The 22,604-nt window shown below is 47.8% G+C and carries 18 protein-coding genes; 12 read left to right on the top strand and 6 right to left on the bottom strand.

Features of this window, described 5'->3' with window-relative positions:
• Nucleotides 1–52: 52 nt before the first annotated feature.
• Both ydiJ and astE read right to left on the bottom strand, forming a co-directional pair.
• Entirely contained in the window at nt 53–3,121 is a 3,069-nt protein-coding gene (ydiJ, locus tag EZV61_RS16545; RefSeq protein WP_131417056.1) for a D-2-hydroxyglutarate dehydrogenase YdiJ, read from the bottom strand.
• A 165-nt stretch (nt 3,122–3,286) separates the two neighbouring features.
• A complete protein-coding gene (gene astE, locus EZV61_RS16540) occupies nt 3,287–4,330 on the bottom strand; it encodes a succinylglutamate desuccinylase (RefSeq protein ID WP_165569646.1) in 1,044 nt (347 codons plus the stop codon).
• Between the two features lie 193 nt (nt 4,331–4,523).
• Here astE and EZV61_RS16535 point away from each other — a divergent pair, with 193 nt between their 5' ends.
• The 3 genes from EZV61_RS16535 to EZV61_RS16525 all read left to right on the top strand — a co-directional run bounded on the left by EZV61_RS16535 (nt 4,524) and on the right by EZV61_RS16525 (nt 8,190).
• Nucleotides 4,524–5,003, top strand: a complete 480-nt coding sequence (locus EZV61_RS16535) for a type III secretion system chaperone family protein (protein ID WP_114338036.1) — start codon at nt 4,524–4,526, stop codon at nt 5,001–5,003.
• A gap of 52 nt (nt 5,004–5,055) precedes the next feature.
• Nucleotides 5,056–7,029, top strand: a complete 1,974-nt coding sequence (locus tag EZV61_RS16530; protein ID WP_131417052.1) for an exoribonuclease II — start codon at nt 5,056–5,058, stop codon at nt 7,027–7,029.
• A gap of 198 nt (nt 7,030–7,227) precedes the next feature.
• The gene (locus tag EZV61_RS16525) at nt 7,228–8,190 is read left to right on the top strand and encodes a GGDEF domain-containing protein (protein ID WP_130565836.1); all 963 of its coding nucleotides are present in this window, start codon (nt 7,228–7,230) and stop codon (nt 8,188–8,190) included.
• Nucleotides 8,191–8,345: 155 nt separating this feature from the next.
• On the opposite strand, the gene EZV61_RS16520 is transcribed toward EZV61_RS16525, so the two are convergent.
• The 3 genes from EZV61_RS16520 to seqA form a co-directional block, all read right to left on the bottom strand.
• Complete coding sequence (locus EZV61_RS16520; protein WP_114338085.1) at nt 8,346–10,847, bottom strand: glycogen/starch/alpha-glucan phosphorylase; 2,502 nt, start codon at nt 10,845–10,847, stop codon at nt 8,346–8,348.
• 214 nt (nt 10,848–11,061) lie between these two features.
• Nucleotides 11,062–12,714: a phosphoglucomutase (alpha-D-glucose-1,6-bisphosphate-dependent) gene (gene pgm, locus EZV61_RS16515; protein WP_114338033.1), complete on the bottom strand. Its 1,653-nt coding sequence runs from the start codon at nt 12,712–12,714 to the stop codon at nt 11,062–11,064.
• A 30-nt stretch (nt 12,715–12,744) separates the two neighbouring features.
• Nucleotides 12,745–13,278 (bottom strand): replication initiation negative regulator SeqA, encoded by a 534-nt coding sequence (gene seqA, locus EZV61_RS16510; RefSeq protein WP_114338084.1) that lies wholly within the window; start codon nt 13,276–13,278, stop codon nt 12,745–12,747.
• 162 nt (nt 13,279–13,440) lie between these two features.
• Here seqA and EZV61_RS16505 point away from each other — a divergent pair, with 162 nt between their 5' ends.
• The 4 genes from EZV61_RS16505 (at nt 13,441) to fldA (ending at nt 15,361) form a co-directional block, all read left to right on the top strand.
• On the top strand, nt 13,441–14,214 hold the full coding sequence (locus EZV61_RS16505) for an alpha/beta fold hydrolase (protein ID WP_131417050.1): 774 nt from the start codon (nt 13,441–13,443) through the stop codon (nt 14,212–14,214).
• 54 nt (nt 14,215–14,268) lie between these two features.
• Entirely contained in the window at nt 14,269–14,496 is a 228-nt protein-coding gene (locus tag EZV61_RS16500) for a DUF2788 domain-containing protein (RefSeq protein ID WP_114338031.1), read from the top strand.
• 2 nt (nt 14,497–14,498) lie between these two features.
• Nucleotides 14,499–14,771, top strand: a complete 273-nt coding sequence (gene ybfE, locus EZV61_RS16495; RefSeq protein ID WP_114338030.1) for a LexA regulated protein — start codon at nt 14,499–14,501, stop codon at nt 14,769–14,771.
• A gap of 65 nt (nt 14,772–14,836) precedes the next feature.
• A complete protein-coding gene (gene fldA / locus EZV61_RS16490) occupies nt 14,837–15,361 on the top strand; it encodes a flavodoxin FldA (protein WP_114338029.1) in 525 nt (174 codons plus the stop codon).
• A 70-nt stretch (nt 15,362–15,431) separates the two neighbouring features.
• Here fldA and EZV61_RS16485 read toward each other — a convergent pair whose 3' ends face one another.
• Nucleotides 15,432–15,896: a DUF4442 domain-containing protein gene (locus tag EZV61_RS16485; protein WP_114338028.1), complete on the bottom strand. Its 465-nt coding sequence runs from the start codon at nt 15,894–15,896 to the stop codon at nt 15,432–15,434.
• A 168-nt stretch (nt 15,897–16,064) separates the two neighbouring features.
• Here EZV61_RS16485 and fur point away from each other — a divergent pair, with 168 nt between their 5' ends.
• From fur to EZV61_RS16460, 5 genes are all read left to right on the top strand, one after another.
• On the top strand, nt 16,065–16,496 hold the full coding sequence (fur, locus tag EZV61_RS16480; RefSeq protein ID WP_130565839.1) for a ferric iron uptake transcriptional regulator: 432 nt from the start codon (nt 16,065–16,067) through the stop codon (nt 16,494–16,496).
• Nucleotides 16,497–16,591: 95 nt separating this feature from the next.
• Nucleotides 16,592–18,673, top strand: coding sequence for a serine/threonine protein kinase (locus EZV61_RS16475; RefSeq protein WP_114338026.1), 2,082 nt, complete (start codon nt 16,592–16,594; stop codon nt 18,671–18,673).
• A 50-nt stretch (nt 18,674–18,723) separates the two neighbouring features.
• Nucleotides 18,724–19,635, top strand: a complete 912-nt coding sequence (locus tag EZV61_RS16470) for an alpha/beta fold hydrolase (protein ID WP_165569645.1) — start codon at nt 18,724–18,726, stop codon at nt 19,633–19,635.
• The gene (locus EZV61_RS16465) at nt 19,625–20,749 is read left to right on the top strand and encodes a mandelate racemase/muconate lactonizing enzyme family protein (RefSeq protein WP_131417046.1); all 1,125 of its coding nucleotides are present in this window, start codon (nt 19,625–19,627) and stop codon (nt 20,747–20,749) included. The genes EZV61_RS16470 and EZV61_RS16465 overlap by 11 nt, the downstream gene beginning before the upstream one ends.
• 33 nt (nt 20,750–20,782) lie before the next feature.
• Nucleotides 20,783–22,483 (top strand): GH3 auxin-responsive promoter family protein, encoded by a 1,701-nt coding sequence (locus tag EZV61_RS16460; RefSeq protein WP_131417044.1) that lies wholly within the window; start codon nt 20,783–20,785, stop codon nt 22,481–22,483.
• Nucleotides 22,484–22,604: the final 121 nt, after the last annotated feature.

Below are 22,604 nucleotides of genomic sequence, written 5' to 3'. Positions count from 1 at the left end.
AAGCAAAAACCGCCCTTCCAGGCGGTTTTAACTGTTCCAGATATTTGCAACGTTAGCTCTGATAAAGCGCCAACAACGCTTGCACTGGATGCTTAGGTTTAAAGCCGTCAAAACGCTTCACCTGACTACGGCATGAGTAACCGGTAGCAAGTACAGCCTCAGTAGGATTATCCTTAATCGGATCTTGCCAGCTAAGTTCGTAGATACCTTTCGAATTGTCATAGTTTGGCGCTTCATGACCATAGGTACCCGCCATGCCACAACACCCTACTGGCTGATTTGCCAGCGGAATCCCAAACAGTTCGAAGATCTTCTGCCAATCGCTGTCACTGGTCGGTAACGCGGTTTTTTCTGTGCAGTGACCAAACAGTTTGTAGGCTGGTTGCTTACTCAGTTCCACTGTCGGTTTCGGCGGCTCCGGCTGGTTTTTCAGGAACCACTCCTGGAACAGCATCACCTCGAAATCACCACGAGCTTCTCCCAGCGCATGAACATATTCATCGCGATAGGTCATCACCAGCGATGGATCTACCCCGACCATCGGCATGCCCAGCTCATAGACCTGTTGCAAAAACTCAGCACTGTCTTTAGCCGTTTTGGCAAATGCAGTCAAAAAGCCTTTCACATGCTGTGGTTTACCATTAGGTTTGAATGGCAGTAGCACTGGCTTATAACCCAGTTTTTCGATCAGCAATAGCAGATCACGGACGACATCAGCATCGTAATAGGTGGTGAACGGATCCTGTACCACCAGCAGATACTCACCGCGTTGCGCTTCTGGGATCGCCTGCAGATCAGACAGTTCATAGCCTAAGGCAGCATGGCCGTGCATTGACTGCTTTAACGTCGGTGTACTGATCAACGGCGCATCCACAAATCCTACGGTTTTCTTGGTCAAGAACTTAATCCATGCTTGCTTAAGGAAGAAGTTAATAAACCCTGGGAATTTGGCCATCAACGGCAGCGCTTTTTCGATATTCGCAACCAGATAATCACGCGCGGGACGCAAGTATCGCGTGTGATACAGGTTCATAAAGCGGGCACGGAATGTCGGTACATCGACTTTGATGGGACACTGGCTGGTACAGGCTTTACACGCCAAGCAACCTTTCATCGCTTCCATCACTTCGTGGGCGTAATCGTATTCGCCCTGCGACTTGCGCCATGTGTTACCCACTTTATCTACCAGATGCTTAATGCTTAATCCGCCACGCTGCGTTTGCTGTTCGAGAGCGAGTACATCCACCCCTTCGTTTTCAGCTAAACGCAACCATTCGCGCACTAAACCGGCACGCCCTTTCGGCGAATGACGACGATCTTTGGTGATCTTCATCGATGGGCACATTGGGCTAGTCAGATCGTAGTTAAAGCACAGGCCATTACCATTGCAATCAACGGTTTGGGTGAAGCTATCACGCACCTTAACTGGGATCTGGCGATCGTAAAAACCACGCTTAGTTGCATCCACCGACACCAGCTGAGCGTCAGATTCAAACGGCGTACAGATCTTGCCAGGATTTAAGCGGTTAAATGGGTCAAATGCGGATTTAATCTTGCGTAACTCACCCCATAGTTCGTCACCGAAAAACGCTGGCGAATATTCGCTACGATAGCCTTTGCCATGTTCACCCCACATCAATCCGCCATACTTGGCAGTCAATGCCACCACTTGATCGGAGATCTTACGCAGCAACACTTCCTGTTCGGGATCACACATGTCCAGCGCCGGACGCACATGCAACACACCCGCATCCACATGTCCAAACATACCGTAGTTAAGCTGATGATCATCCAGTAGCTGGCGAAACTCCATGATGAAGTCTGCCAAGTTTTCTGGGGGCACACAGGTATCTTCAGCAAAAGCGATCGGCTTTTTACGCCCTTTGGCAGCGCCGAGCAGGCCCACAGCTTTCTTGCGCATACCATAAATGCGGTTAATGGAAGCCAGATCTTCTGTGACCTGATAACCAATCACGCCGCCTTGCTCATCGGCGATCAGTTTGTCCAACTGCACACGTAAAGCCTGCAATTTGGCTTGCTGATCATCAGCACTGTGATCGGCAAACTCAACAATATTAATACCAAGCAACTGTTTACCCGGAACGTCGGTGATCAACTCTTTCACCGAGTGCCAAACGATATCTTCTTTGGCTAAATTCAGTACCCTTGAGTCGATCGTCTCAACCGACAATGCATCCGCTTTCACCATCACAGGCGCATTACGTAAGGCCGATTCAAAACTGTCGTACTTCACGTTAACCAGAGCACGATGCTTAGGTATCACCGTTGTATTAAGCTTGGCTTCTGTAATTATTGCTAAAGAGCCTTCCGAGCCCGCCAACAAGCGACTTGCATCCACTTCAGTCTGATCATCATTTAACGCATGCTTGAGATCATAGCCAGTCAAAAAACGGTTCAATGGGGGGAACTTATCCAAGACAGCCTGACGCTTATCACGACAACTGGCCAGAATTTGACGATAAAGTTTGGCGACCGTGCCCTCACCTGCAGCTAAGGTTTCCGCCTCGGCCAGGGGGATCGGCTGGGTGTCAATTTCGGTGCCGTCAACCAGTACAGATCGCAATCCTAGAATGTGGTCACTGGTTTTGCCATAAACCAGTGAACCCTGCCCTGAGGCATCGGTATTGATCATGCCGCCAACGGTGGCACGGTTTGACGTGGAGAGATCCGGTGAGAAAAACAAACCATGGGGGCGGAGCGCATCATTGAGTTGGTCTTTAACCACACCGGTTTCGACCCGAACCCAGCCCTCTTCAGCGTTGACTTCCAGCACGCGATTCATATGTCGCGACAGATCCACGACTAAGCCAGGCGTTAAGGATTGTCCATTGGTGCCGGTACCGCCGCCACGAGCACTAAAAGTAATAGCCTGAAAACGTTTTTCATTGGCGAATGCAGTCATCAGCTGCACATCTTGATGATGCTTAGGGAATAAAACCCCTTGGGGAAGCTGCTGATAAACACTGTTGTCGGTAGCAACAGCTAACCGACTGCCATATTGTTTTTCAATATCGCCTTCAAAACCGGCTTGCTCTAGGGCTTGTAAGTATGCCAGACACTCAGGCGCCAGCAGGTGTTGATGACCTATCTTGGGTATCATGAAATGCCAATCTCTCGCCGCTTAAACTTAAAAGGGGGCGCATTATATCACGGCATATCGCCGCTTTGTTCTCACAAATATAGAGCGCTTACCAGTTATTCACCGGGAGCAAGGCATTTGGATCATTGTTATCTAATGTTTCGGCGCTACTTCAAACGGGGCTGCTTATGCTAAGGGCAGATGCGCAAGCGGATCATCTAGCCGTTTCAGCGTCAATAAAGCGCGCTGACCAATCGCAACGCCAGCATTAGGAAACACTATCGCTTCCCCCTCATGCTCGGCGACATAACTAACATCACCGTCATGACACAAGCGCTCTCCCTGGGCAAAACCAGTGAAATTATCAATATCGTCAGCAAAACTCAGGTGAAACTCGTCAGAGTGTTTATGAATAGAGCGGCACACCTGGAAGAAGCTCACGGTAGATGGCAAGCCAGCAGATGACGGCGAGAATCGCTCAGCGATTAGTTCCTGCAAAACATGCTCAGTAGCGAGATAATCTTGCAGTCGGTTTTCACCAAACGGTTTTACTTTTCCAAGCTCAACGGTAGCTGCTTGAGCAGCATATTGCCGCGAACTGAAATAGCTAAAGGTCCCGGTTGGCTCGTGGGACAACAGGATGGCCGAGCACTCAAGTGCAGCCAGCAGCTGGATAAAATCGGCACAATAAGGTTGACCATGAAGGAAAGGATGTACAGCAAATTTCTCATGCTTAGAACCACGAATTGCCGTGTGTAGATCCAGATGAATACGACGCCGGCCAGCACCTGCGGCAGTATAAAACTGATCTAATACCGTCATCAGCTCAGTGGCCCGGCACTGCTCCTGATTGGCATCACCCGTTAACTGTTCGGGTTTGAATAACCTATTTAAATTCTCATCAACAAAACGGGTGCCCTGCTTCATCGCTGGAATATTGCCAACAATCACCAGTAGCCTAACGCCCAACGTCAATGTGCCATTCACGATCGCATTAACCAGTCGGTTGCAGATCTCAATTGGCGCCGTTTCATTCCCATGGATCCCACAGGACAACACCAAATCTGTCTGCGCGGCCTTAGCTAATGGCTCCAACAAGAGTATGCCCTCGCCGAGCCAAGCATATTGAACGCCACGATGTTGCCAGTTCAGTTGCGCAGAATCGTTCCCTGCTGCAGAAAGAAGCTCGGTTAGAAAATCACTATTATCGAGTAGGTGCTGAGCGTTCAAGCTTTTATCCTTTTTCACAGCTAAGTGCCAACAGACCTTTACTATAACGGCGTTACAACACGCGGCAAGGGCTGTCTTAAAAGCTGCAAAATGCGTATACTTCGGCGCTGTAACGTCTGTATGACAGGTGTAGGTTTTTATCCAGTATTCTCACCTACACTCTTCACTTTATCATCACGGGATCACCAGATAGATGGTCGACACCTTAATCCGTCCCGACCGGGATCAAATTCAGCATTGGCTCGACTCTTTCAGCGTAGAAACCTATCTCTGCGACAACTGCCAAGCTATTCACTTAACCGCTTTGCAGCGCTGCGAAGGGGTAATGGAAGCACGCCTATTCACCGATCCTGAATGGGTATTGCTTTCCTGTGAGGCAGAATTAAAACCCACGGGCTTACTGCCGCTGCTGGGAGAAATGGGGAATCTCAATGCAACTTACCCCACCACGAAGATCTTTGTCGATATTCAGGATTCGACTTTACCCCGCCTTGTCGTCAGTCAATCCCTGTATGTGGGCGCAGGGGTCACGCTCAAACAGTTTGAACATTTCTTTACCCAGACCAGTGAAATAATCGAGCAGGTCGTTGGTGAGTGTAATGATAATGGTGTACTGATGCCGAATGATGAAGAAGCTCCAGTCGAGGCCTCTTCTACTAACACGGTGCATTAATCTCCTTGATAGTCTCTATCTCGGCGACCAGTAAAGTTTATTTAGGAAAAATATGTTTAAAGATAACCCTCTTCTGCAACAGCTGAAAAGCGAGATCAAAGCGGCTGCACCTAAGGTCGAAGGCACTATTCGTGGCACAGACAAGAGTTACGGTTTTTTAGAGACCGACAAAGGCAAACGCTACTTTGTCCCGCCTCCGGCAATGAAAACCGTTCTGCATGGAGACCGGGTTGTCGCTGTACTGCGTAAAGATGGCGAGAAAGAGAGTGTTGAGCCAGACAGTTTGCTCGAAGCAGGGCTAGACAGATTTATCGCCCGCATTAAATATCGTAAAGACCGCCGCCCTGCGCTTGTTGCTGACCATCCGCAAATCAAAACCCAGATCAACGCTCGAAATGACGCGGGTCAAGACGTTACTTTCGAAGAGGGAGATTGGGTGGTTGCTCGCCTGCAACGCCATCCGCTTAAAGGTGATAACACGTTTTTTGCCAGTATCGAACGAAAGATCACCAGTGCAAATGATAAACTGGCGGCATGGAAGGTAGTTCCAGCCACGCACGAGTTACCGGATCAACCGCCGGCAGAACAAGCCTACGAGCAACTTCAGGATGAAAGCGAACGTCTGGACCTGACCGAGCAACCTTTCTTTACCATCGATAGTGCATCGACCAAGGATATGGACGACGCCTTGATGATCCGCGAAACGGGCAATGGTTGGGAACTGACCATCGCTATCGCCGATCCAACCGCTTACATTGCAGATGGCTCTGCATTGGACGAAGAAGCTAAGCAACGGGCATTTACCCTCTACCTTCCCGGACACAATGTGTCTATGCTACCGCCGAAATTGAGCGAAGAGTTATGCTCATTGGTGGCAGGAGAGAAACGCCCAGCATTATGTTGTCGTGTCACCATAAATGAGGATGGCGCTCTAAGCGGAAATAGCGAATTCTTCCTCGCCTGGATTAAATCGCAACACAAACTCAGTTACAGTAATGTCGCCGCTTTCTTAGGTGACAACACAGCGCAAAGCTCAGACAACGATACCCTCATCTGGCAACCCGATGATGCTTTATCGGCACAACTTAAAGCGCTGCACCAATTTACCCTGGCACGCAGCAATTGGCGTCACGAACATGCATTAATATTCCCTGAACGTCCCGATTACCGCTTTGAAGTGAATGCTCAGGGAGAGGTTGAAGAAATCCATGTTGAGCATAGAAACATTGCCCATCGCATGGTTGAAGAATCTATGTTGGTGGCCAATGTAAGCGCAGCAAACTGGCTGAAAGCAGAACTAAACAGTGGCATCTTCAATGTTCACAACGGGCTTGATCCAGAGAAGGTTGATGACGTTATTGCGATAGTGAATGAACAGGGCGGCAATTTTAATCGCGAAACCCTGCTGACGTTAGATGGCTTCTGCGATCTTCGGCGTTGGCTTGATGCACAGGAGACCGGCCACCTCGATGCGCGGATCCGCTCCAAACAGAGTTATAGCCTGATCCACTATGAGCCGGGCCCACACTATGGCTTGGGTTTCGAAAGCTATGCGACGTGGACATCACCAATCAGAAAATACGGCGATATGATCAATCATCGGTTATTAAAAGCGGTTCTGGCCAATAAAACCGAGGTTGTGTTGAAACCCACCCCAGAACTCGTCGACCACCTTACCCTTCAGCGCAAGCGTAACCGCCAAGCCGAGCGCTCTATGTCGGATTGGTTGTATGTGAATTTTCTCGAAAAAGCGGTAAAAGAGAAAACTGAATTCAGTGCAGAAATTATCGATCTTAATCGTGGCGGCGCGCGCGTAAGGTTACTTGATAATGGCGCGATGGCGTTTGTACCGGCCTCTCTTATTCACAGTAAAAAAGAAGAGCTAGAGATCGACCGTGATGCCGGAACCCTCAAAATAAAACAGGAAGTGGCATTGAAGCTTGCCGACCAGATAACTGTGGTATTAACAGAAGCACGCAGCGCCACTCGCTCCTTAGTCGCCCGTCTCGCCGAGCCACTAAGCTAAAATGCGCCAATTTCATTGAATCGTTAAGAACGGGGATGGCAATCAGTCGTCCCCTTCTCGTTCAACTAGCAACAGGTCACTCCGCCAACATATGTAAGCCCCCTCACATTTCCTATCTATATCAGCGATAGTTACTACTAATTAGACAAATAGGTAGTACGCTTAACCTATTGGTACGGCGGACTATTTATCAAACGGATGCTGAGCTCAGGCCTGTCGAAGAAAATATCTATTCCACTGCATTTGGTGATGCTGGTGCCCATCGTTGGCTACGGCTTATACCACTTGTTCAAAGAAAACGTCATTGTCGGCACTCTGCTGATGCTCATCGCACTGCCACTCATTCTTTCAACGGTCAGGTTAGCCCAAAGTAAAAACAACGTTCTCTACAGCCGCATTTTTATCTTACTGGCCAGCGGAGGCATGCTTGCTATCTGCTATCTCCTCGGTATTAGAGGGCTAATTTTCTGTTTTGGTTTAACATCCATGCTGTTCTTTGTCTTTGGCTTCCGCCTCGGCTTAATACTCAGTATCTGTTTTACCAGTTTTGCCCTGCTCGCAGCGCTCAATAGTGCGCCCGCGATCATGGTGTTGAAATTTGCCATCGGCTTAGCCCTATCACTGATTTTTACCGCCTTCTTCGCTTATCAGGTAGAAGATAAAAACGACGCATTAGAACAACAGGCAAATCGGGATCCCCTCACCGGCGCGCTGAACCGCCGAGCAATGAAGCCCGCGCTGCAGGAGGCGATCCGTCTGAAACTCAGATACCACAGGCATTACACGCTTATCTGTGTTGACCTTGATCACTTCAAACGAGTAAACGACGAACATGGTCATACTGTCGGTGATGATGTGCTTAAGTTGTCTACCCAGTGCTTAAAGAAAGAGCTACGAAAAACCGATCATCTGTACCGCTTTGGCGGTGAAGAGTTTGCCATCTTATTGCCTGAGACCGAGCAGATGGATGCCATGGCTGTGGCAGAAAAGCTACGCAATGCAATAACAAACATTGCCTTGCCCAACGATATAAAACTAACGGCAAGCTTTGGTGTTGCCGAGTTAGTACTGAACGAAACCACTGACAGTTGGCTAAAACGTGCTGACGCGAGACTTTATCAAGCCAAAGATTCCGGTAGGAACCAAGTCGTCGCTGAATAGTATTCGATTTAGTAAGCCACCGTTCAGCGCTCCGCCAAACCATTGCCCTGCTTGCAACACCAACCAACCATAAATGGATAATCAGTTGCCGCTGCTAGGGCAATAAAAAAGCCACCCGAAGGTGGCTTTTTCAACGTTCTTTATTATCTAAAGAATTATTTTACTGGACACTTGGTCAGCTTCCAGATGTCACGTACGTAATCTTCCATAGAGCGGTCTGAGTTAAATTTACCCATAGTCGCTGTATTGATGATCATTGCACGTGCCCAGCCAGCTTTGTCGCTATAACGGCTGTCAGCATCTTTCTGAGCATCTGAGTAAGACTGGAAGTCAGCCAGAGCCATGTACGGGTCACCACCGTCAAGCAAGCTGCGCTTGATGCTAGACAGTTCACCAGGCTTACCAGGTGTGAAGTAGTCAGTATCTAACCAATCCAGAACAGCTTTCAGCTCTGGGTTGCTGTAGTAGTAGTCCCAAGGGTTGTAACCCTGAGCCTGCAACGCCTGAACTTCATCAACGTTCATACCGAAGATACATACGTTCTCTTCACCGGCTTCTTCAGCGATCTCGATGTTAGCACCGTCAAGTGTACCAACAGTCAAGGCACCGTTCAGAGCCAGCTTCATGTTACCAGTACCTGAAGCTTCGTAACCGGCCAGAGAGATCTGCTGTGACAAGTCAGCTGCAGGGATCAATTTCTCAGCGATAGTTACACGGTAGTTAGGCAGGAATACAACCTTCAACTTACCTTTGATGCGTGCATCACTGTTCACTTTCTCTGCAATGCAGTTCAGTGCGTAGATGATGTCTTTCGCCAGCTTGTAGCCTGGTGCTGCTTTAGAACCGAAGATAACAACACGAGGATTCATGTCGTAGTCTGGGTTTTCCAACAGACGACGGTACAGAGCCAAGATGTGCAACAGGTTCATCTGCTGACGCTTGTACTCGTGAAGACGCTTGATCTGAATATCGAAGATAGCCGTTGGGTCAACTTCAACACCGGTCAGTTCAAGGATAGTCGCAGCCATGTCAACTTTGTTGGCAAGTTTGATATCCATGTATTCTTTTTGGAATGCAGGATCATCAGCGTACTTAGCGATATCACGAAGCAATTCAAGGTCACGCGGCCAGTTTTCACCAACTTTTTCAGTCAGCAATGCAGACAGACGTGGGTTACAAGCCTTCAACCAACGACGCGGTGTAATACCGTTAGTCACGTTAGTGAATTTGCCTGGGAACAGTGCGTCGTACTCTGGGAACAAGTCTTTCTTAACCAGTTCAGAGTGAATTTGAGCAACACCGTTAACCTTGAATGAACCAACAACAGACAGGTGGCCCATGCGAACTTTACGAGAGTCGCCTTCTTCGATGATAGAAAGCTTAGCTTTGATTTCATCGTTGCCAGGCCACTTAACTTCAACTTCGTCTTCCAGGAAGCGACGGTTGATTTCGTAAATGATCTCAAGGTGACGAGGAAGAACACGCTCGAACAAAGATACGTCCCACTTCTCCAATGCTTCTGGCAGCAGAGTGTGGTTAGTGTATGCGAATGACTCACGACAGATAGTCCAAGCGTCATCCCAGTTCAGGTCATGCTCGTCAACCAACAGACGCATCAACTCAGGGATAGCTACCGCTGGGTGAGTATCATTCAGCTGCATCACGTTCTGAGTAGAGAACTTGCTCCAATCGTTACCGTGTGCACGGCTATAACGACGGATGATATCTTTCAGTGAACATGCACAGAAGAAGTACTGCTGAATAAGACGTAACTGCTTACCAGCTTCAGTTTCATCGTTCGGGTAAAGAACTTTAGAAACTGCTTCAGCTTCTGCGTTCTCTGCTTGTGAATCGATGTAACCGCCAGCGTTGAATACATCCCAGTTGAAGAAATCAGAAGCACGTGATTCCCACAGACGCAGAATGTTTACAGTTTCTGCACCGTAACCAACAATTGGAACATCCCAAGGAATACCCTTGATCACGCGGCCAGGGTGCCACTTCTTCTTCATGTTACCAGTTTCGTCGAATACAGTTTCAACGTAACCGAACAGAGGAACCTGCTGTACAGACTCAGGACGGCAGATTTCGAACGGGCTGCCGTACTCACGCCACTCATCTGGGCGCTCAATCTGACGGTTATCACGGAATTCCTGACGGAATAAACCGTGCTCGTAGTGGATACCGTAACCGATAGCTGGGTAGTTCAGGGTTGCAAGCGAGTCAATGAAACATGCTGCAAGGCGGCCTAAACCACCGTTACCCAATGCCATGTCTGGCTCTTCATCAAGAATTACAGAGATGTCTTGACCAAGATCTTTAAGCGCATCTGCGGCTGCATCAAATACACCCAGGTTATGGAGGTTGTTTGAAAGCAGACGACCCATAAGGAATTCAGCAGACAGATAGTGCACTGCACGGGTATCTGCTTCGAAGTGAGCTTTCTGTGTTTGACGCAGACGCTCGTATACGAAATCGTTTGCAGCTGCAGCAGTTGCTTCAGCCCATGCACGATTGCTTGCCTTGTTTTCATCTGTACCCAAAGTTGAGTGCAGATGCTTCAGGATGCTTTCCTTAAAATCTGTTGTGTTCAAAGAGAATGACGCTGCAGGAGCCGCCTTCTTTTTTGCACTAGCAGTAGTTTTCTTGGTTGCCATGGTATTACTGTCCTTCGTTAAGTTGTTACGGGACATACTGTTGCTTACCGATTAAAAATCGAGCAAACATTCTGTTGTAAAATTTCAAAGGTGCCAAATCGTAACGGGTGACACACTATATTTTTTTGATCCAAGTCTGATTTTTCGCGGCTTTACTGTAATGAGTTTTCATCATTTTTCAATAAAACCGCGAAAACAGTACAAAAAAGCAGCATTAACAGCCTGATTTTGCAAAAGCAGCCGCAACAATCTGCTGCGCTTCCTCTTGGATCTGCTTCAAATGATCTCGACCAATGAAGCTTTCTGTATAAATTTTGTAGATTTCTTCCGTTCCTGACGGACGTGCTGCAAACCAGCCATTTTCCGTAACCACTTTTAGGCCACCAATAGCTGCACCATTTCCTTGAGCATGTGTCAGCTTAGCAACAATTGGCTCACCTGCCAGTGTTGCAGCTTCTACCATCTCAGGAGTGAGGTTAGAGAGTACTTTTTTCTGTTCGTGGTTGGCTGGCGCGTCTAGGCGTTCATAGACGGGACTGCCAAACTTAGCTTCAAGCTGCTGGTACAACTGCCCTGGATCTTTACCAGTGACAGCGGTGATCTCTGCTGCGAGTAGCGCCAGAATGATGCCGTCCTTATCGGTACTCCATACAGTGCCATCAAAACGCTGGAATGAGGCACCAGCGCTCTCTTCACCACCAAAGCCAAAGCTGCCATCAAACAAGCCGTCAACAAACCATTTAAAGCCAACAGGGACTTCACATAGCTTACGACCTAAACTCTCGGCCACGCGGTCGATCATCGAGCTAGAAACAAGCGTCTTACCAATCGCCATATCTGCACCCCAATCTTTACGATGGGTAAACAGGTATTCGATGGCAACGGCGAGATAATGATTTGGATTCATCAAGCCAACGCTTTTTGTCACAATGCCATGACGATCATTATCAGGATCATTACTGACTGCCACATCAAACTTATCTTTTAGCTCGATTAGGCTTGCCATTGCATAGGGGCTGGAGCAATCCATGCGGATCTTGCCATCCTTATCAACGGTCATAAAGGCAAACGCTGGGTCAACACGGTCGTTAACGACTTCGATATCGATACCATACTTGGCTTTAATCGCAGGCCAGAAAGCGATACCAGAGCCACCGAGAGGATCTACACCTAACTTAACACCCGCCTTTTTGATCGCTTCCATGTCGATAACTTTGCCTAAATCATCAACATAAGGCGTGACGTAGTCATAAGCGACAGCAAGCGGAGAGGCCATCGCCTCTTCCGTGGTGACGATGTTAACGCCATCCAAGTGGGCAGCCAACAGCTGGTTAGCTCTCGCCTGAACGATGGCCGTTGCCGTGCCATCTGCTGGTCCACCGTTGGTGGGGTTATATTTAAAACCGCCATCTTCAGGTGGATTGTGAGAAGGCGTGATCACGACACCATCAGCGAGACCTTCACTACGATCTTGGTTGTAGCTTAAAATCGCATGGGAGATCACTGGCGTAGGAGTGTATCCCAACCCTTCTTGGTAACGCACCTCAATACCATTTGCTATAAGCACTTGCAGTGCTGAACCAAACGCAGCTTCAGACAGTGCGTGGGTATCAAAACCTACGAACATAGGTCCAGTCGTGCCTTGTTCTGCACGATATTCCACTAAAGCTTGAGTGATAGCGAGAATGTGCGCTTCGTTAAACGAACGCTTTAATGAAGAGCCTCGATGCCCAGAGGTACCAAAACTCACCAATTGTGATGCTTCACTGACGTCAGGCTGATACTGATAGTATGCAGCCATTAGCCGTGGAATATTACACAACTGCTCTGCACCAGCGGGTTTGCCGGCTTGTGGATGTAATGCCATAGGTATTACCTACCCTACTCTATTATGAAACTATCTCTTGGATTTCTTGCCGGCGACCACAGGCAAGCTTTTTAATAACAGCTCGGTCTGTGTTTCATTCAACGCCAACATGCCCGCAACACGCTTAAGCATGGCGCGTTTCTTTCCGGTATTTGTATTCGTAATAACCCAATAGGGGGAATCTGGGATTTGACGAGGCGCAGTGCTGCTCCCCGCCGCCATCAACTCAGATTGGCTGGTGGCAAAATAGATGCGGTTACGCCCCTTGATTTCTAGTACCGACGAGAATTGCTTAGGCGCATACTTATGAAGCAAAGATAAAAGGTAAACGAACCGCCCAACCGCCCCTTTTTGACTGGCTAGTTGGCGACTATCAATGGAAAAATCTGAAGTGGTAGGCACCACCTCTTTTGGCGCACCAACGGACGTTTCTTCAACCGGCTTGGCCGCTTCTTCGTCCATTGCCACTAAGCGGCGGAGGATATCCGAAGCACTCTCACCGATGCGCTCCGTCTTACTCGCTATAAACTGGTATAGGTCTTCATCTACTTCGATGGTTTTCATTCTTCTTGTCACCGCTTCCGTTTGCGCTGGCACAAAATGGGCAACATTATACATACCCGCACTGAAATTCCCACTTCGCTAATTCAGCCAATGCAATGATTACTTGCCCAGCCCCGATTCCAAAGGCAAACTTCGCCACGCTAAAAGAAACGAGAACAGAGCATGCAATTAAATTTTCAGCGCCAAGGTCAAGGACCTACCGTTATCCTTATTCACGGCCTATTCGGCAGCCTGGAAAACTTAGGCGCCCTGAGCCGACATCTACAAACTCATTTTGATGTCGTCAGTGTTGATCTGATCAACCATGGTCGCTCTGGTCATAAGGATGTCACCAACTACATCGATATGGCGGGCGACATAATAGAGACTATGGACGCGCTAAACATTGAGCGAGCGCATTGTGTTGGTCACTCTATGGGCGGCAAAGTCGCCATGGAGTTAGCCATGCTAGCCCCCCACCGCTTTAAACGAATAGTCGTCGCAGATATCGCCCCAGTTAAATATCCCAGCCATCATGTTCAGGTGCTAAAAGGGCTGGCCGCTCTCAACCAGCAGTTACCCGTGGCAAGCCGCCAGCAAGCCGATCAGATTTTGCAGGAATTTTTACCCGATGTCGGCGTACGCCAGTTTCTGTTGCGAAATGTCACGCGCTCAGATGTCGGCTTGATATGGCAATTCAATTACCGCGGTACCTTAGCCAGTTACGACGCTATCCGAGAGCCGACCTCAGAGCAGCCTGCATTTATTGGACCTACCCTGTTTATTAAAGGTGAGCAGTCCGATTATATCTTGCCGGAACATCGTCCAGCCATCATGACGAGATTCCCTAATGCAACAGCGAAAATCATCCAGGGAACAGGGCATTGGCTGCATGCCGAAAAACCAGGCTTGTTTAATCGCTTAGTTGAACAGTTTTTGCTACCAGATGAGGATTAACCCAACTTTATCCCTGTGATATAGTGCGCGCCTCTTTGCCATCAGGAGCCTGATATGCTCGCAGAGCATTTTGAACAGATAGAGGCGATTGGCCTTAACCTGTTCTTTGCAGCCATCTTCTTACTTATCGGACTTGCCATTCAAGATGTGTTGAAAAAAGGCGATGTGCCTAAATTTGGGCGCGCAGTAGTTTGGTTGGTACTGTTTTTTGGTTGTGCAGGGTTCATTGCAAAGGGAGTTATTCAGTTCATTATGGAAAGTGGTAGTGGAGTCAATGGCTGAACATGGCTAAAGAAAATACCGACCGAACAACCATAGATCTATTTGAGCAACAAAGACGTCCAGGACGCCCTAAAACCAGTCCTTTGTCCCGTGATGCCCAACTAAAGATCAATAAACGTAACCAACTTAAACGCGACAAAGCCAATGGGCTGAAACGCGTAGAAGTTAAACTGCATCAAACACTGATTGATCAGTTAGATGCACAATGCGAACAACACGCACTGAATCGAAGTGCCATGATCGCGTTAATATTGCAAAATGCATTATCGGAATGAACGACTTTGCCTAAGCAAGGTCCTCTACTAAAGTAACTAAAAATCAAAGCGTACAGGAAATATTCATGTCGATTGTAGGTATCTTTTTCGGAAGCGATACTGGTAACACGGAAGCCGTGGCCAAGATGATCCAAAAGAATTTGGGTAAAGGGATCGCTGACATACATGACATTGCTAAAGTCAGCCGCGATGACATCGATAAGTACAATTTCCTCCTATTAGGCATTCCGACTTGGTATTACGGCGAAAGCCAATGCGACTGGGACGACTTCTTTCCCGAGCTTGAGCAGGTAGATTTCAGTGATAAAATCGTCGGCATCTTCGGCTGTGGCGATCAAGAAGACTACGCAGAGTACTTCCTCGACGCCATGGGAACTATCCGTGATATCGTCGAAGCGAAAGGCGCCACCATCGTCGGCCATTGGAGCACCGAAGGTTACGACTATGAAGCGTCCAAAGCGATGGCGGACGAAGACCATTTCGTAGGTTTAGGGATCGATGAAGATCGTCAGCCTGAACTCACCCAAGAGCGTGTTGAAAAATGGTGCAAACAGATCAGCGAAGAGATGTCTTTGGACTCTTTTGCTTAACAAACAAGTCTGTAGCAAACTGTCTCTAGGCCGCAAACGCGGCCTTTTTTGTGTCCTTCCCTAGCTAAAACTACTTGGACTTTTTATGACGCACATAAAGGGTGCGCCGCAGTTTGGCAACGAGATCACCCTGTTCATCAATCACGTTAATCACAAACTCAGGCAGATGTTTGGCACCAGCAGCAGTGGCTTCGCGGATCTCATCGATACGTTGCTGTGTCAGCTCGAAATCGGCATAAACGCGGCCTCTACCGGGCTTAATGAAATTGATATCAGCTGATTGATCACAAATCAGATAGCGGTCACCCAATAACCCCATTAACATCAGTGCATAAATAGGATCTGACATCGAAAACAGACTGCCGCCAAAATGGGTACCGTTAGCATTCCGATTCCAACGACTGAGCCTCAAGCCAACACGGCACTTTAGGTAATCATCGCTCAGTGATTCAATCCGAATGCCACAAAAAAGAAAAGGTGGCCAAAGGTTTAATAACGTTTTCAGTAACTGTGGTCGTTTAAATACTGCTCTCATTTTTCACTCATACTGGTCTGACCACAATCAAGATATTATAGGCGTACCCCATAATTCAAGAGAAACAGAATAAGTTACCGGATTTGTGGTTTATTTTAGGGCGGATAAACATATAATCAGACAGATAATTGCACAGCGATTGTGCTTCATAAGAATATGGGATTTGGGATGACCGACGAAAACCAAGCACTCAAGAAAGCCGGACTTAAGGTAACCTTGCCCCGGGTTAAAATACTTGAGCTGTTGCAGCACCCTGACAATCAACACGTAAGCGCTGAAGATCTTTACAAAAAGTTGATTGATCACGGTGAAGAGATCGGTTTGGCGACCGTTTATCGTGTACTTAACCAGTTTGACGACGCTGGTATTGTTGCTCGCCACCATTTTGAAGGCGGTAAGTCTGTTTTTGAATTATCCACCAGCCATCATCATGATCATCTAGTCTGCCTAGATTGCGGCGAAGTTGTAGAGTTTGTCGATGAAACCATCGAACAACGCCAGCGGGAGATATCAAAGTCCCACAACATTGATCTCACTAATCACAGCCTCTACCTCTACGGCCATTGCACTAAAGAAGATTGCTGCAACAAGAACAAATAGTGACGCCTATCTAGCCGAAAACTCGCCCTATTGAGCGGTTTCGGCTAAACTCAGGTTTTGTAAGCTAACCATCTATTTTTATAGGGAAATATAGCTTGGCAAAGCCTCCTCTTCCAAAACAACTGCAGCAACGCTTGGTGCGTACCTACGCGAAGATAGACAATACGCACTATCAACGACCGAGAAGGTTGGCGTTTTATCGACATATCGCTATCACCAGCATCATTCTCATTGCACTCGGCTTGTTCTTGCGTTTTCACCTTATCGAAGCCGCCGAAGATCTTTTTGAATCAAAAATTAAGCAACAACTGGATTCGCAAAGTGCAGCACTGAAATTTTGGCTGAAAACAGAGACCAATCTCGCCACGCGGATCGCGTCACGTCATCGAGTATTGAAGCTTCTACAACAGATAGAATCTGCCTCGGTGACAAAAAAAGCTGAATTACAAAAGTCGTTAAGTGAAATCGTTGACCAAGAGTTGTCATTTTCTGATTCTGCAGGTTTTCTCATTATCAACAAAGACGGCTATGTCGTTGCATCCACAAATCGAGGCCATATAAACCAGCAGTTGCCCCGGGCATCGGTCAGGCTCATCGAAGTTGTCAGTGAAAGCACATTCAGGCTGAGTGAAGTGATGCATTCAGACGACTTTTTGCCAGACCAAAACCTTCCCCCAATCTTGCTGATAGCCACGCGTATAGAGCAGATGGAAAACCGAGGGTATTACTACCTGGTGGAATTGCTGGACGCATCCATTGAGTTTAATGCCATCACTTCACTGTATCGCAGTGACGAACAGATCGAGATGTACTATTTCAATAGCGACGGTTTGATGATCTCTGAAAGCCCGCTTTTGGCAGAGATAAAACAGCGAGGATTGCTGCTCAACGACCAGATCAATTCAACGATCCTCAATGTTAAGTTGGTCGATCCGGTGAGCAAGAGTCAACTGCCAATATTTCCTGTTCAACATGCTTTATCGATCGGCAACGCGACAAAATTTGAGCATTATCGCAGCTACCGCGATGAAGATGTGCTTGGCGTTTGGATTTGGGTGGATGAGCTCAATATCGGTCTAGTTGTAGAGGTAAATAAAGAGGAGATGCTGCAGCTGCTTTCACCGCTCTTGTTCACCGAATTAATGATGTTTGCTCTACTGACGCTCAGTGCCATCGCCATGGTGATTTATCAAATGCGTTTGCGGCGTCTGGATGATCAGGTAAACGCTTTTGAAAAATTGGGCCAGTACAAGTTAGAAAAGAAAATTGGAGAAGGTGGTATTGGCAGCGTCTATTTAGCGCAGCACGCCCTATTGCGCCGACCGACAGCGCTTAAAGTTCTAAAACGTAGTTTGCTTTCTGAAGAGGTCATTGACCGATTCGAATTAGAGGTGCAACAAACGGCACTGCTTGGCCACCCAAATACAATCCAGGTCTATGACTATGGCCTAAGCCCTGACGGGACTTTCTACTACGCCATGGAGTATGTTCGCGGCTTTACCCTCGCCGATTACATCAGTGAATTTGGTGCTATGCCGCAGGAGCGAGTGATCGCGATTTTGTTACAAGTGTGCGGTTCACTTGCTGAAGCGCATAGCCGCGGTCTCATTCATCGAGATATCAAGCCGCCCAATATCATGCTGTCAGAGCAAGGCGGAATTTTTGACCATGTCAAAGTGCTCGACTTTGGCTTAGTCAAAGACATCTCAGATCCGGAAGCAACTCAGCTTACACAAACACAGTCAATTGCTGGTACGCCCTCTTACATTGCGCCGGAACGACTACAAGATCCTAAGATCTGCGATCCCAGAACCGATATCTATGCGTTAGGTGCTGTGGCCTATAATATGCTTTCGGGAAAAGATCTGTTTACTGGCACCAACGCGCTGCAAATCGCCTTAGCTGCATTAAAAGAGAAACCAGTACCAATCACTGAGGTAGTCCCCAGTCCGATTGAAGCCAAGTTAGCAGCGTTGGTGATGCAATGTGTCAGCCGAGAGCCAGCACAGCGCCCCAGAGATATCTTTGAGATCATTGAAATACTGGAACCACTTCAGCGCATACACCCTTGGTCACAACAGCACGCAAAAAACTGGTGGCAAAAGTATTCTTCGCCACTATTAAGTAAGCAAGAGACCAGTAAAGAACCCATATCAGAGGCACTGAATAGCCTATGAATCTTTTCCTGTATCCAGTTTTTATTTTACTCGCACTCATGGTGACGCCCATGGCTCTCGCTAATACTGATATAGAGAATCAAGCCCTAAAGGCAGAGCTTGAACAATGGCTAACCCATAGACAACCCGCACAATTTATCGGTGCCCAAGAGCAGCCGCTAAATTACTTTCAGCATATTTCAGCAACAGATAGCGACACTGCGCTTATCTATCTACATGGCATAGAAAGTCACGCTGGTTGGTTTCATTTGGTGGGTGCCAGATTAGCCGGTATGGGCTATGACGTTATCATGCCAGACCGTCGAGGTAGTGGTACCAATCGACAAGATATGGGGCTAAATCCAGGCTACGCTGCATCGGAACTGCAACTAATTGAAGATTTGCAGCATTTAGTTGAACAGCGCACCCGCGATTATAAGAAACGTTATCTGATTGGCCTGTCATGGGGGGGGAAGCTGGCACTGCGTTACGCTATGAGCTATCCAGACGAGATAGACGGCTTGATACTGATTACGCCCGGCTTAGTCGCCAAAGTGGATTATTCAGTATGGCAAAAAATGCAAATTGGCTTTTGTGCTTGGCTCTGCGACAAACGGTTATTTCCCGGACTAATTAGCCCTTCAATGTTCACTGACGATCCCGCATTCGTCGAATATATCAGCAATGACCCGCTCAGAAATAGCCGTGTCAGTGCCAGCTTCCTGTGGGCGACGCGAACCATCGATAACTATATCGCCGCGGAAATAGACAGCTTCTCATTACCTATTCAACTTCACCTCGCAGAAAACGATGATATTGTCGACAATCAGGGGGTCGTTGAACTTTTAAACAGAAGTCGCTCATCAATTGAGCAAACAGACTATAAAGACCAGATCCATTCACTTCAATTTGAAACCCCAGACCAACTTAGCCGTCTAATCGCCCAATGGTTAAGCCAACAAGGAGTTGAGAATGCAAATTAAACAGGCGGAAATATCAATTCTCGCCATTCCAATGAATTTCGAAGTACAGCACGCGTTAGCTTCTCGCTCACTGGCACGTAATGTCATCGTTTGTCTGACCGACGAGAACGGTCTAAAAGCCTATGGAGAGTGCTGCCCTCGCGAGTATGTAAGTGGCGAATCCATCGACAGCGTGGTCTCTGCGTTGAATGAACGTTGGTTTCCTAAAGTTCAGGGGCTTAAGTTCACTAATTTTAGCGAATTGCAGGCTTGGATTGCATCCGCTCTGACAACACTACCGCGCAACGAACACGCAGCATTTTGCGCATTAGAACTGGCGCTGCTAGATCTCTATGCTCGCAGTACAGAACAATCGGTATTACAGCTATTCAGTGCCCAACCGCAACAACCGCAACGTTACAGCGCGGTAATTGCTAGTGAGAAAATAGAGAATGTTGCAGCCAATGCGGCAATGATTAAGCAGTTCGGCGTCAAGGCATGCAAGGTCAAACTGGTCTCAGACCTGCAGCATAACCACAAAATTCTTACCACCGTCAGAGCAGCGCTTGGTGATTCAATGTCACTCAGAGGCGACGCTAACGCTGCCTGGCAATCAGCAGACGAAGCAGAACGGCAGCTTTCTGCACTGTCAAAATACCAAATGGAATCCATTGAACAGCCCTTGCCTGCTCAAGATATCAACGGGCTGGCGCAACTTACTTCTGCCAATATCACCCCCGTGATGGTCGATGAATCGATCTGCAGTCGCGCAGACGCGCAAACGCTTATCGATGAAAAGGCGTGCCACCTGTTCAATTTACGCATTTCAAAATGTGGCGGCATCAGCAATTCACTGGCGCTTGCCAAGAAAGCGGCCGACAACGGTATTGATTGTCAATTAGGCGCCCAAGTGGGTGAAACCAGCATACTGTCATCTGCGGGTTTAGTGCTCGCCAACCTCGTTCCTACCTTAAAGTGGCGTGAAGGCTGCTTCGGGCAACTATTGCTGGAAGATGACCCTATGCAACCCATTGTTCAGTTAGGTGCCGGCGGGATGGCTAATTTGCAGGCAGGCACAGGCTTTGGCATTCAACCGGAAGTAGTACGCTGGAAGAGATATCTCGAAACAGCATAAATAACGGCACAAATTAAAGGAGTGACAAGCACTATGATCGGTTACATCATTCATTTCTTGGCAAAAATATCTGCCAGCCGTTTTCGTAAATCTGCTGAAGGAGGCTTAGATACGCAAAAAGCCCTACTCAACAGGATCATCAAGCAAAATGCCGAAACCGAATACGGTAAACGTTACGGCTTTTCGAAAATTAACACCATCGCCGAATACCAAGCGGCATTACCTCTCGTTTCATATGAAGATATCCGCCCAGAAATCGAACGAATGACGGCTGGTGAAAGCAATATTCTTACTGCCGAAGCGCCAGTGATGTTCGCTCAAACCAGTGGCACCACAGGTAAGGCTAAATTCATTCCAGTGACCCCAAGCTGTCAGCGTGCCGCGTCATCTGACATGATGCGAGCATGGATGTATCACGCTAAACGGGCACACCCTGATCTGTATGCTGGAAAAATTGTTTCTTTAGTCTCCCCTGCCATTGAGGGCTATACCGAATCAGGATTGAGCTTCGGCTCTACCTCTGGCCACATTTACCGGCAGATGCCAGGGATCGTGCAAAAGATATATGCCATCCCCTATGAAGTGTTTGAAATTGAGGATTACGAGTCAAAATACTACGCATTAATGCGTTTTGCGCTCAGTGAAAAGGTTTCACTACTGGCAACCGCTAACCCCTCTTCCATCCTGAAGATGTGCGAAAAAGCTGACGAATACGGTCAGCTGCTAATAGATGATATCCGCCAGGGTACGCTCAACAATAAATTCAAAATGGCGGCAGAATTACGCCAGGCATTAGAAGCCAAGATTGAACCCAACCCAAACCGTGCTGCATTTTTACAGCAGCAGCATGACAAGCGAGATGGACGATTACTTCCCGGTGATTACTGGCCTGAGTTGGCTCTGATCGGTTGTTGGAAAGGCGGTACCGTTGGCCACTATTTGGATAAATTTCCCAGCTGGTTCGATCCCGACGGTAACACACCAAAGCAAATTCGCGATTGGGGTTTCTTATCCAGTGAAGCTCGTTGCTCGGTACCGTTATCAGACAGGGGCTGTGCAGGGCCATTGGCATTAGATGTTAATTTCTATGAATTTGTACAAGCAGACGACGTACTCAACGCACCGAATGATCCAAGCCAATGGAACTTCATCACCATCGATGGCCTTAAAACTGGCGGTGAATACTATATTTTCCTAACCACCACGGGTGGCCTCTACCGCTATGATATCAATGACGTAATAACGGTTGAGGGCTTCTATAAAAACGCGCCTAAGATACGCTTCCTTAGAAAGGGACGCGGTATGACCAATATCACCGGCGAAAAGCTGAGTGTCAATCAGGTGATAGACGCGGTGCAAAAAGCCAGTATCAGCAGCGGTGTATTGGCGGAGCATTTCAAAGCTGAGGCCTATACAGAAGAGAGTCGCTACCTACTCCGCTTAGAGCTGGTGGGGCATCATGAAGATGAACAACTCGCTGCATTTGTTAGAGCCTTTGATGACGCATTGCGAGAAATAAACGTCGAATATGAGGCGAAACGCAAGTCTCAGCGCTTACATATGCCGTTGCTGCACGTTATGCGAGATGGTTGGTATGAGCGCGCCAGAAAAGCACAGGTTGCTGAAGGCAAACGGATGTTCCAAGCGAAAACCGAGCTGCTCAGCCCAATAAAAGCAGAAACCACGCTGATTAAGCCTGAACTGGTGAAAGAGCTCGATATCAACATTCAATAATCGCTGATTGACGATGGCAGATAGGATCTGCCATCGTCGTTTTACAAACTTCTAACCACTATTCGGCACCATTACCCTATTTTTATTGAGTTAAAGCCCACAATCATGGATCATAGACCGG

The organism is Corallincola luteus (assembly GCF_004336975.1).
GTDB classification, from domain to species: Bacteria; Pseudomonadota; Gammaproteobacteria; order Enterobacterales; family Neiellaceae; genus Corallincola; species Corallincola holothuriorum.
Note: the sequence above shows the minus strand (reverse complement) of the source record. Positions and strands in the feature narration are given on the sequence as shown.